The organism is Ectopseudomonas composti (assembly GCF_001567565.1).
GTDB classification, from domain to species: domain Bacteria; phylum Pseudomonadota; class Gammaproteobacteria; order Pseudomonadales; family Pseudomonadaceae; genus Aquipseudomonas; species Aquipseudomonas composti_A.
Genome location: NZ_LSSW01000030.1, coordinates 1 through 10,876, shown reverse-complemented (window position 1 = coordinate 10,876; position 10,876 = coordinate 1). Strand labels below are relative to the sequence as shown.

The 10,876-nt window shown below is 63.2% G+C and carries 12 protein-coding genes; 6 read left to right on the top strand and 6 right to left on the bottom strand.

What is annotated here, in order from left to right:
• Nucleotides 1-22: 22 nt before the first annotated feature.
• A complete protein-coding gene (locus tag PCLY_RS20300) occupies nucleotides 23-1,081 on the bottom strand; it encodes an ABC transporter substrate-binding protein (RefSeq protein WP_061241686.1) in 1,059 nt (352 codons plus the stop codon).
• Between the two features lie 316 nt (nucleotides 1,082-1,397).
• Between PCLY_RS20300 and PCLY_RS20295 the strand changes: the two genes are divergently transcribed.
• The 4 genes from PCLY_RS20295 (at nucleotide 1,398) to PCLY_RS20280 (ending at nucleotide 3,888) form a co-directional block, all read left to right on the top strand.
• The gene (locus PCLY_RS20295; RefSeq protein WP_061241684.1) at nucleotides 1,398-2,114 is read left to right on the top strand and encodes a UTRA domain-containing protein; all 717 of its coding nucleotides are present in this window, start codon (nucleotides 1,398-1,400) and stop codon (nucleotides 2,112-2,114) included.
• A 158-nt stretch (nucleotides 2,115-2,272) separates the two neighbouring features.
• On the top strand, nucleotides 2,273-2,635 hold the full coding sequence (locus tag PCLY_RS20290) for a YciI family protein (RefSeq protein WP_061241682.1): 363 nt from the start codon (nucleotides 2,273-2,275) through the stop codon (nucleotides 2,633-2,635).
• A gap of 28 nt (nucleotides 2,636-2,663) precedes the next feature.
• Nucleotides 2,664-3,443, top strand: a complete 780-nt coding sequence (locus PCLY_RS20285; protein ID WP_061241680.1) for a DUF899 domain-containing protein — start codon at nucleotides 2,664-2,666, stop codon at nucleotides 3,441-3,443.
• Nucleotides 3,444-3,465: 22 nt separating this feature from the next.
• Nucleotides 3,466-3,888 (top strand): YybH family protein, encoded by a 423-nt coding sequence (locus tag PCLY_RS20280; protein WP_061241678.1) that lies wholly within the window; start codon nucleotides 3,466-3,468, stop codon nucleotides 3,886-3,888.
• 16 nt (nucleotides 3,889-3,904) lie between these two features.
• Here PCLY_RS20280 and PCLY_RS20275 read toward each other — a convergent pair whose 3' ends face one another.
• Nucleotides 3,905-4,441, bottom strand: coding sequence for a tetratricopeptide repeat protein (locus PCLY_RS20275; RefSeq protein ID WP_061241676.1), 537 nt, complete (start codon nucleotides 4,439-4,441; stop codon nucleotides 3,905-3,907).
• Between the two features lie 247 nt (nucleotides 4,442-4,688).
• Between PCLY_RS20275 and PCLY_RS20265 the strand changes: the two genes are divergently transcribed.
• Nucleotides 4,689-5,816, top strand: a complete 1,128-nt coding sequence (locus PCLY_RS20265) for a M14 family metallopeptidase (RefSeq protein WP_061241672.1) — start codon at nucleotides 4,689-4,691, stop codon at nucleotides 5,814-5,816.
• Nucleotides 5,817-5,841: 25 nt separating this feature from the next.
• Here PCLY_RS20265 and PCLY_RS20260 read toward each other — a convergent pair whose 3' ends face one another.
• The 3 genes from PCLY_RS20260 to soxR all read right to left on the bottom strand — a co-directional run bounded on the left by PCLY_RS20260 (nucleotide 5,842) and on the right by soxR (nucleotide 8,929).
• Complete coding sequence (locus PCLY_RS20260; protein ID WP_061241670.1) at nucleotides 5,842-6,297, bottom strand: GNAT family N-acetyltransferase; 456 nt, start codon at nucleotides 6,295-6,297, stop codon at nucleotides 5,842-5,844.
• A gap of 187 nt (nucleotides 6,298-6,484) precedes the next feature.
• Nucleotides 6,485-7,744 carry an OprD family porin gene (locus PCLY_RS20255; protein WP_061241668.1) on the bottom strand — a complete coding sequence of 420 codons (1,260 nt, stop codon included), beginning with the start codon at nucleotides 7,742-7,744 and terminating at the stop codon, nucleotides 6,485-6,487.
• Between the two features lie 732 nt (nucleotides 7,745-8,476).
• Entirely contained in the window at nucleotides 8,477-8,929 is a 453-nt protein-coding gene (gene soxR, locus PCLY_RS20250) for a redox-sensitive transcriptional activator SoxR (RefSeq protein ID WP_156458639.1), read from the bottom strand.
• 84 nt (nucleotides 8,930-9,013) lie between these two features.
• Here soxR and PCLY_RS20245 point away from each other — a divergent pair, with 84 nt between their 5' ends.
• On the top strand, nucleotides 9,014-9,592 hold the full coding sequence (locus PCLY_RS20245; RefSeq protein WP_061241664.1) for an NADPH-dependent FMN reductase: 579 nt from the start codon (nucleotides 9,014-9,016) through the stop codon (nucleotides 9,590-9,592).
• 126 nt (nucleotides 9,593-9,718) lie between these two features.
• Here the strand turns inward: PCLY_RS20245 and gcvT are convergent, their stop codons facing one another.
• Nucleotides 9,719-10,843 (bottom strand): glycine cleavage system aminomethyltransferase GcvT, encoded by a 1,125-nt coding sequence (gcvT, locus tag PCLY_RS20240; protein ID WP_061242141.1) that lies wholly within the window; start codon nucleotides 10,841-10,843, stop codon nucleotides 9,719-9,721.
• Between the last annotated feature and the right edge of the window lie 33 nt (nucleotides 10,844-10,876).

The following is a 10,876-nucleotide window of genomic DNA, read 5'->3' as shown; positions in this document are numbered from 1 at the left end:
GCGCCTCCCACCGAGCGCCGGGTTATTCCATATTGATGATCACGTTCTCCTGCCACATCTGCGGCAGTGCCTTGGAGGTGGCTTCCCAGGCCGCTGCGTCGGTGATCGGCTTGACCTTGGCGTACTGCTCGTTAGGCAGCAGCTTGGCCTGCACTTCGGCCGGCAGGGTCAGGTGCTCGGCGCGGATCGGCCGGGCATTGCCCTTGGCCAGGTTGATCTGGCCGGCGTCGGAGAGGATGTACTCACGCGCCAGCTTGGCCGCGTTGGGGTGCTTGGCGTACTTGTTGATGATGGTGGTGTAGCCGGAGATCACCGAACCATCGGAGGGGATCAGCACCTCGAAGCGGCTCGGGTCGATCTGGTCGCGGTAGGACAGGCCGTTGAAGTCCCAGACGATGCCGACTTCCACTTCACCCTTCTCCAGGGTCTGGATGGTCGGGTTGGACAGCGACAGGCGGCCCTGCTCGGCGATGGCGGCGAAGAAGTCCAGGCCCGGCTGGATATTCTTCTCGTCACCGCCATTGGCGATAGCAGCGGCCAGTACGCCGTTGACGGCCTGGGCAGCAGCGCTGACGTCACCGATGGCGACGCGGTACTTGCCATTCTTCAGGTCGGCCCAGGACTTCGGTACTTCCTTGACCAGTTGCTTGTTGACGATGAAGGCGATGGAGCCGGTGTAGGCCAGCATCCAGTGACCGTCGGCGTCCTTGGCCCAGCTCGGGATCTGCTCCCAGGTGCTCGGCTTGTACGGCTGGGTCACGCCCTGTTGCACGGCGATGGGGCCGAAGGCGGCGCCGACGTCGCCGATATCGGCGGTGGCATTGTCCTTCTCGGCAGCGAACTTGGCGATCTCCTGCGCCGAGCTCATGTCGGTGTCGGAGTGCTTGAGGCCGTACTTGCTATTGAGGTCGTTCCAGGTGTCCTTCCAGTTGGCCCAGCTGTCGGGCATGCCCACGCTGTTCACGGTGCCCTCGGCGCGAGCGGCTTTTTCCAGCGCCTGCAGGTCGGTGCCTGCAGCCATGGCGGAAGTGGCCAGAGCAATGGCCGAACCCATCAGAGAAGCCAGCAGCAGTTGTTTCATCGGAAACTCCTTTGCGGTGTGAGTGTTGGTCTAGATCAGCAATACCCGAGCCAATCTAGGCGCCTTCGATGACAGTTTTATGTCCGGTTGCCTGTGGCAGATGTCTAGGCCTATCCGGGCGGTGCGCTCATCAAGCGTAGACCATGGATAAGTCGCTGATTTTGCTGGCTGCGAGTGCGTGTGGCGGTGGCATGCGGCGTGCTTGCAGCAAAGCTGTCATCTACCGGTCATCTAGACTACCTAGTCTTGTAACCCGTCTAAGTAAGCGACTTTTGCCCTGTGATGGGGCTGGACTAGTCCAAAAGGGGAAATATTGATGCGCGAAGAAGCGCCGCGGGCTGTCACCCTCATCTGCCGCGCACTGCAGGAGCAAATCGACCGGGGCCTGTTGCCCTCCGGCAGCAAGTTGCCGGCCGAGCGCAAGCTCAGTGAGCTGTTCGACACCACGCGCATTACCCTGCGCGAAGCACTTGGCCAGCTGGAGGCGCAGGGGCTGGTCTATCGCGAGGAACGGCGTGGCTGGTTCGTTTCGCCGCGACGGGTGGCCTACAACCCGCTGGTGCGTACCCACTTCCACGCCATGGTCGCCGAACAGGGACGGGTGCCCGCCACCGAAGTCCTGAGTGCGCGGCTGATGCCGGCCAGTGCGCAGGTCTGTCAGGTGCTTGAGCTGCCGGCGCTGTCGAGCGTCTATCAGGTGTGCCGCGCGCGGCGTATCGATGGGCGTCTGGTGCTGTATGTCGAGCACTACCTCAACCCGGCCTACTTCCCCGGCATTCTTGAATTCGATCTGACGCGCTCGCTGACCGACCTGTATGCCAGCGAATACGGCATTCACTATGGCCGGGTGCGTTTCGACATGGTGCCCACGGCCCTGCACACCGAGGCGGCTGCCAGCCTGCGCGTCGCCCCCGGCAGCCCGGCGCTGCGCATTACACGGGTCAACCGCGATCAGCACGGCCGCATCATCGACTGCGACCTGGAGTTCTGGCGCCATGACGCCATTCACGTCAGCGTCGAGGTCCCCGAGTAGGGCGCCGTGCACGCCCTTCAGGTAGTTGCGAACGGAAGCCGGTGCGCATGGCGTGCCCTGCCGTTCGTCGGCTCAGAGGATGTTTTTCCGGCCAATGTCGAAATGCGCTCGCCGCGTTCGACTATCCAGTATCCACCGCCAAGGAACTGGAGTGCGTCATGAAATACCTCTGCCTCGTCTACGCCAACGAACAGGAGCTGCACGGCTCCCCCGAAAGCCCGCATGACAGCGAATGTCACGCCTATGCCCAGCGTGTGCAGGAGAGCGGGCGCATGCTCGCCGCCGAGGCGCTGCAGTCGGTGCAGACTGCCACCACGGTACGCATGCGCAGCGGCAAGCTGGCCATTACCGATGGTCCCTTCGCCGAAACCAAGGAGCAGCTCGCCGGCTTCTACCTGATCGAGGCTCGCGATCTCAACGAGGCCATACAACTCGCCGGCCATATTCCCGCCGCCCGTGTCGGCTGCGTGGAGGTGCGGCCGATTCGCCAACTGGATGTCGACCCGGTCGCTCAGCACTGAGCCGCCATCGTTGAGCAGGAGAACCCTCATGGACCGTCGCTATATTCCCGAAGTCGCCACGCGAGAGCAGTGGCTGGCCGCTCGCAAGAGCCTGCTCGAGCAGGAAAAGGCGCTGACCCGTCAGCGAGACGCACTCAATCGTGCTCGTCGCGCGCTACCCATGGTGCTGGTCGAGGAGGATTACCGCTTCGACGGGCCTCAGGGCGAGGTCGGGCTGGACGCCCTGTTCGACGGGCGCAGCCAATTGATCGTCTACCACTTCATGTACCACATGGACCGCGGCGAGGGCTGCGACGGCTGTTCCTGCCTGGTGGACAACATCGGCCACCAGTCCCACCTGCACGCCCGTGATACCAATCTGGTGCTGGTCTCACGCGCACCGCTGGCCGATCTCGAAGCCTTCAAGCGACGCATGGGCTGGACGCTGCCCTGGTACAGCTCCTATGGCAGCCGTTTCAACTACGACTACCACGCCACCACCGACGAGCAGGTCGCACCGGTCGAGTACAACTACCGCGATAAAGAAGAGTTGCAGCGCCTGGGCCTGAACTACCACGTCCAGGGCGAGCAGCCCGGTGTCAGTGTGTTCCTGCGTGATCAGGGGCGCATCTACCACACCTATTCCACCTATGGCCGAGGCGTGGAGATGCTGATGAGCAGCTTCCATTTCCTCGACTTCACGCCCTTTGGCCGCGCTGAAGGGTGGGACGGCATGCCCGATCTGGACGGCAAGGGGCTCAACTGGACGCGCCTGCACGATGAGTACGAGCAGCACGTGCCTGCCCACGATTGCTGCCACAAGGCCTGAACCCCAGCGAAGGAGAAACAACATGAGTCAGCACGAACTGCAAGACGCACTGAATGATTGGACCGACGCCTGCCGCAGCAAGGACGTGGCGCGCATCATGAGCCACTACGCGGAAGGCGTGGTCGCCTACGACGCCGTGGGGCCGCTGCGTTTCCAAGGGCGCCCGGCGTACCAGGCGCATTGGCAGGCCTGCATGGAAATGTGCAGTGGCGAAGGCCGCTTCGAACCGCACGAGCCGACTTTCACCGCCGATGGTGATCTTGGTGTCACCCACTATCTGCTGCACTGCGGTGGCACCAATGACAAGGGCGAGCTGGAAACCTGCTGGATGCGCGTGACTCAGTGCCTGCGCCGCCAGGGCGGCCGCTGGCTGATCTTTCACGAGCATTTCTCCGCGCCCTGCGATATGGAAAGCGGCAAGGCGCTGTTCGATCTACAGCCTTGATACAGCGCCGCTCGGATCACTGACGACCCAGCGCCGCGCAGGACGGCTCGTAGTTCTGCTGGCAGGCGCTCTGGTAGAGGCGCTGGGCCTGGTCGGGGTCACGCGGTACGCCGCCCTCGCCGCGGCGGTAGAGATTGCCCAGCACATGCTGCGCCATCGGGTTGCCGGCGGCGGCTGACTGGTTGAGGTACTTGAGCATGTCGCGCTGGTTGGCAAACTCCGGCGCATCACGCCCGGTATAGAGGTAGGCCAGGCTCACGGCAGCCATGGCATGGCCCTTGTCTGCGGCCTGCTTCCACCAGTATTCGGCCTGCTTGAGGTTTTTTTCCGGCTGGCCGACGAAGTAGCTGCTGCCGAGCTGGAACTGGCTGTCCAGATCACCGCGCAGGGCCTGCTGGCGCAGTTGGTCTTGCTCGGTCTGGGTGATCGGCTGTTCGCTCTGCGGCTGTTTTTCCGGCGTGGCGGAGTCGGGTTCACGTCCGGCGCAGCCGGCCAACAGCGCGAGGGCGAGCAGGGCGGTGGCGGCGAGACGCAGATTGGTCGGGCTGGGCATGGCAGTGACTCCGTAGGCGATAAACAGGGCAAGTCGCTATTAGGCTGACCCTGACCACCTTAGTTCGCTGGCCGGCTGTTGAAAAACGATCTCGGCCCTGGCTTTCTGCATCGCTCTGCCTCCTGCATTCATGCAGGCGTCCAGGTTCTGCACCAGCAGGCAGTCGTTGATCGGCCTGTTTCGCGGCGACTTCACACTTGCGCCATGAGCTGCAATCCTGAGCACTGATTTCGCATACGAGGCAGTCATGAAGATCAGCGCGGATTTCGACAGCGGCAATATCCAGGTCATCGACGCCAGTGACCCACAGCGCGTGCTGCTGGCCATGCGGCCGGACCTCAACAGCCATCATTTCCAGTGGTTTCACTTTCTGGCCGATGGCCTGCAGCCGGGGCAACGCCACAGCTTCAGCCTGAACAATGCGGCACAGTCGGCGTACAACAGCGCCTGGGACGGTTACCAGGCCGTGGCCAGCTATGACCAGCAAGACTGGTTTCGCGTGCCGACGCGTTACCAGGATGGTCAGCTTCACTTTGAATTGCAGGCCGAGCACGAGCGCGCCTGGTTCGCTTATTTCGAGCCCTATTCCCGAGCGCGGCATGAGCGCCTGGTCGCCACGGCGCTGGAGCGCGGTGCGGCGCTCGTGGCCTGTGGCAGAAGCCTCGAAGGGCGCGACATCCAGCTGCTGCGTATCGGCGGCCAGGCCGGCGCCGCGCGCAAGCTGTGGATCATCGCCCAGCAGCATCCCGGCGAGCATATGGCCGAATGGTTCATGGAGGGGCTGATCGAGCGTTTGCAGAACCCGCAGGATGCCGAGATCGCCGCGCTGCTGGCCGAGGCCGAGTTCTATCTGGTGCCGAACATGAACCCGGACGGCGCCTATCGCGGTCATCTGCGCACCAACTATGCCGGGCAGGACCTCAACCGCGCCTGGCAGTCGGCCAACTCCGAGCACAGCCCTGAAGTGTTGTTCGTGCTGCAGCACATGCAGCGCATTGGCGTCGACCTGTTTCTGGATATTCACGGCGATGAGGAAATACCCCACGTGTTCACCGCCGGTTGTGAGGGCAATCCGAGCTACACGCCGCGCCTGGCTGCCTTGGAGGAGGACTTCCGCAGCCGTCTGGTCGGTATCGGCGCCGAGTTCCAGACCCGTTTCGGTTACCCGCGCAGCCAGCCCGGCCAGGCCAACCTGACCCTGGCCTGCAACGCCGTGGGCGAGGCCTTCGACTGCCTGTCGTTCACCATCGAGATGCCGTTCAAGGACCACGATGACAGCCCGCAGCCGCGTACCGGCTGGAACGGTGCCCGCTCGCAGCAGTTGGGGCGAGATGTGCTGACAGTGCTGGCGCAGATGATCGGGCGCTTGCGCTGAGTCCCTTGGGTTACATCGTGGGGGCTTACCGCGTGTGCAGGATTGGCCTGGCGACAAAGGCCTGTTTGTCGTTCGGGTCAAAACCTGCTGCCTGATAGAAACCCAGCGTCGCTTCGTCCTTGCGCCCGGTCATGAGCATGACTTTGTAGCAACCTTCCTCCCAGGCTAGCTCCAGCGCATGGGCCAGCAGCTTTTTGCCAAGGCCGCGCTGACGGTACTCGCCATGCGTCACGACATTTTCGATCAAAGCGTATGGTTTGCAGCCATGTGTCAGGTTTGGCACCAGCGTCAGGACGCAACTGGCGACCAACTGGTTTGCGTGGAATGTGCCGAGGTATTGGTAGCGTGGATTGCCCATCAGCTCGTGCCATGTCGAGTTGACCGATTCCATCTCGGTAAGAGGCTCGTCCTGTGGATGAAGATGTTGATACAGGGCCAATAGCTGCTCTAGCTCGTCCTTTGCGATACGCCGAATGTGCATTGTGTCGCCACCTGTTGTCGGTTGGATCACCCAAGGGGGCTCTCGAATCTCAATTGTCCGAGAAAAATATGGCAGCTTCAGTCACGGGGCGGGCGGATCTGTCGGGCATAAAAAAGCCCGTCACGAGGACGGGCATAAAGTGCCGTTAACACACAGGAGTCAATAGGACGCAGTGCTGCGTCCGGTGTTACAGAATCGACAGCGGATAGTTGATGATCAGGCGGTTCTCGTGCAGATCCTGGCCAACGTCGCGGCGGACGTTGGAGTTACGCCAGCGTACGTTCAGGTTCTTCAGCGTGCCGTCCTGAATGGTGTAGCCCAGCTCGGTTTCGCGGCTCCATTCTTCGGCATCGGTGCGGCCACCGGCATGGATGTTGGAGCCGCTGGTGTAGCGGTTCATCAGGACCAAACCGGGAATGCCGAGACCCGCGAAGTTGTAGTCGTGACGCAGCTGCCAGGAACGCTCCTGCGGGTTGTCGAAGGCCGACAGGTAGCCGTCGTTGACCAGCGAGCCACCGCTGGCGCCGTCGATACGCAGGAACTTGGTGTCACCGCTCAGACGCTGGTAGGTGACCTGGAAGGTATTGCTGCCTCTCTTGGCCGACAGCGCGCCCTGATAGACCTTGTTGTCCAGCTCGCCGGCTTTCGAGGCGCCTTCGTCCTTGCCGTTGAAGTAGCCGAGGTTGGCGCTCAGTACCCAGTCACCCACCGGCTGGCTGTGGGTCAGTTGCAGGAAGCTTTGCTGGTAGACGTCTTCCAGGCGTGCATGCCAGGCGCCGACCATGGTGCGGTTGTCATTGAAGCGGAACTCACCGCCGCCGAAGTTGAAGTCATCGCCTTTCACTCCGCCGAAGGACATGTCTTCGCGGCTGGCATCTTGACGCTGGCTGTTCTTCCAGAACTGACCGCCGTACAGGGTCAGACCATCGATCTCGTTGGAGGTCAGCTGCGCGCCCTGGAACGTCTGCGGCAGCGAGCGGCCGTCATCCGCACGCAGAATCGGCAGTACGGCGAACCACTCGCCGACCTTCAGCTCGGTCTTGGAGATCTTGGCCTTGGCAGCCACGGCCGTGCGGCCGTATTGGTCGGCGGCTTGACCATCGTCGTGGATGGGCAGCAGGGTGGTGTTGGCAGTGCCACGGTTGCCATCGAGCTTGATGCTGTACAGGCCGAGCACGTCGAGGCCGAAGCCGACGGTGCCTTCGGTATAGCCGGAGCGGGCATCGAGGATGAAGCTCTGGGTCCAGCCTTCGGCCTGGCCCTGGCGTTCGCCCTGGATCAGCGGATCGGTGCCGTTCAGGTAGTTGCGGTTGAAGTAGTAGTTGCGCAGGTTCAGTGAGACCTTGGCGTCCTCGATGAAACCGGCAGCATGCGTGGTGGCAGGCAGAATCAGCGCCAGCGCGGTGCTACCGAGCAGAGCCAAGGGAAGGATGTTGCGTGCGGTCATTGTTGTTGTGCTCCCAGTTTTTGAACGAACCTTCCCCTGCTGGCTGTTGGCAGCCTGCATGTCGGGTTGGTGGTTGAAGTGCCCCGCAGGGCAGGCCGGCCTGACGCGACCGGTCATTGCCAGTGGCTGGTTTCAGCCTCCGGCGAATCCGGTTCTATGGCGTGTGGCGGCGATGGATGCCGGGCAGGTGAGGAGCTGCTGCGCTGAAGGGAAGGCGAGGGTAGTCATGTTCTGGCCCTGATTCTTGTTGTTATGGTTGTCATATGTCGTCATACAACTTATCGGATTATCGACAGCCTTTCCGGCTCTTGTCAACGCATGGATAGACTAAAGTCTGAGTGTATTTTCCCCGTATTGCGGCGTTATTGGCGAGATAGACGGCTTTCGGCGCGGTTCTGCGCAGAGTGAGCAAGGCATCTGTTATCGAGTTTGTCGTGTGATAACGTATGACTTATTTGCTGGCATCGAGGGTTATTCGTGCCGCACTGCCTGGTCGAAGCCGTCTGCGAGGTGAGTGAGTCGATGGCGCCACGGGAGCGAGAGCAATCGGCGCATGACCAGGCGGACGAGACTGGGCCTGTTCGTGCACCTGACCTGCTACGTGCTGGCCGGCCGCAGTGACGTCGACGAACGGGGGCTGGTGCAGCGCTTGCCGCAGGTGCCGGCCATTTCCCAGGACGTGCGCGGCAGTCGTCGCGCGGTATTCAGCAGCAGGCGCAACTGCATGGACGATCAGTCCGTTTCCAGCAGACGCGCCCCGGCACCCTGTTCGCCGAGTTCGTCCCCGGGATTGCGCAGCGGACAATCCTGCATCGACAGACAACCGCAGCCGATGCAGCCGGTGAGCTGGTCGCGCAGTCGCGTCATCTGCGCGATGCGCGCGTCCAGATCGCGCTGCCACTGCGCCGACAAGTGCTGCCAGTCCGCTGCCGTGGGTAGGTGATCGCGGGGCAGGGTGGCGAGTGCTGCCCCGATGTCGGCCAGCGCAATTCCCAGGCGCTGCGCCACCTTGATGAGTGCCACGCGGCGTAGCACGTCACGCCGATAGCGCCGCTGGTTGCCGGCATTGCGCTGGCTCTGGATCAACCCCTTGCTTTCGTAGAAGTGCAGCGTGGAAACCGCCACACCGCTACGCTCGGCGACCTGGCCGACGCTCAGCGGGCGTTCGTGGAAGGGACGATGCATGTCCATGAAAAATCCCTGTTGACCTCAAGTTAAGTTGAGGTTTTACCCTCGCTGGCCTTGATAGACAACCCCGAGGGTATTTCCATGCAGGATCGCATCCGACTGGTAGTGATTTACGGCAGCGTGCGTGAAGAGCGCTTCTGCGATCAGGTAGTGGCCTGGGCACGTGAGCAGATCGAGCAGCGCAGCGAATTCGAGCTGAGCCTGGTCGACCCGGCCGTGATGCTGCGTCAGCCCGGCGAGCCGCAGGCGCATGCCGAGCAGCGTCATCAGTCGTTGCAGCAGTTGCTGCGTGCTGACGCCTTTCTGATCGTCACGCCGGAGTACAACCACGGCTATCCGGCGGCGCTCAAGCAGTTCATCGACGAGGTGCCGGCCTCCTGGGAAGCACGGCCGGTGGGGTTCGTCAGCTATGGCGGGGTATCCGGCGGGCTGCGTGCGGTCGAGCAATTGCGCCAGGTGCTGGCGGAGCTGCACGCCATGACGGTGCGTGGCTCGGTGAGTTTCACCAATGCCTGGGAGCAGTTCGACGACAAGGGCGAGCTGAGCGAACCGCGACGCGCCAACTCGGCGCTGGCGCATACGCTGGTGCAGCTGAACTGGTGGGCGCAGACGCTGCGTGCAGGACGCGAGCGCGTGCCCTATGAGCGGATCAGGGGGTAGAGACGACGTAGCCCGGATGTAATCCGGGAGCTTTTCAGGGCATCCCCGGATTGCATCCGGGCTACGGAGCAGAGCGCGAGCCTCGCCGTGAGGCGCGGCTCCTACAGCGCAGGGCTACGTTGCGAATCAGCCGCGGTAGTAGCGCTGCGGCACGAACGGGGTCTTGGCCACTTTCATCGCCACGCGCTTGCCGCGCACCACGGCCCAGACGTTGCTGTCGATAGCGGCGTGGCTGGCGTTGATGTAACCCATGGCCACTGGTGCGCCGAGGCTCGGGCCGAAGCCGCCGCTGCAGACCTGGCCGATCACCTGGCCGTCCGCGTCGACGATTTCCGCGCCTTCACGTACCGGCACGCGTTCCTGCGGCAGCAGGCCGACGCGCTTGCGCGCCACGCCTTTGAGCTGTTGCTCGAACACGCGCTCGGCGCCCGGGAAGTTGCCGGCGCGCTCGCCGTCTGCACGGCGCACCTTGGAGATGGCCCACAGCAGGCTGGCTTCGATCGGCGTGGTGGCGCTGCTCATGTCGTGGCCGTACAGGCACAGACCGGCCTCCAGGCGCAGCGAGTCGCGCGCACCGAGGCCGATGGCCTCGACTTCGGTTTCGGCCAGCAGGCTGCGCGCCAGGGCTTCGGCCTGGTCGACGGCGACGGAAATTTCGAAACCGTCTTCGCCGGTGTAGCCGCTGCGGCTGACGATGCACTCGCTGCCCAGCAGGCGTACGCGGGCGACCTGCATGAAGGTCATCTTGCTCACTTCTGGCGCCAGGCGCGCGAGTACGTCGGCCGCCTTCGGGCCTTGCAGGGCGAGCAGGGCGCGCTCTTCGAACAGGCATTCGATCTGGCACTGTGCGCCGATGTGCTTGTTCAGGTGCGCCAGATCCTGATGCTTGCAGGCGGCGTTGACCACCAGGTACAGGGTGTCGTCACCCAGGTTGGCGACCATTAGGTCGTCGAGGATGCCGCCCTGGGCGTCGGTGAACATGGCGTAGCGCTGTGTGCCCACCGGCAGGTCGATGATGTCCACCGGTACCAGGGTTTCCAGGGCGCGCGCCGCGTGCTCGCCACGCAGCAGGATCTGGCCCATGTGCGAGACGTCGAACAGGCCGGCGGCGTCGCGGGTGTGCAGGTGTTCCTTCATCACGCCCAGCGGGTACTGCACGGGCATGTCATAGCCGGCGAATGGCACCATACGCGCGCCGAGTTCGAGGTGCAGGGCGTGCAGTGGCGTTTTGGCGAGGGTTTCAGTGGTCATCGGGAAATCCTTGAAAAGGCCCGGCGCCGATGG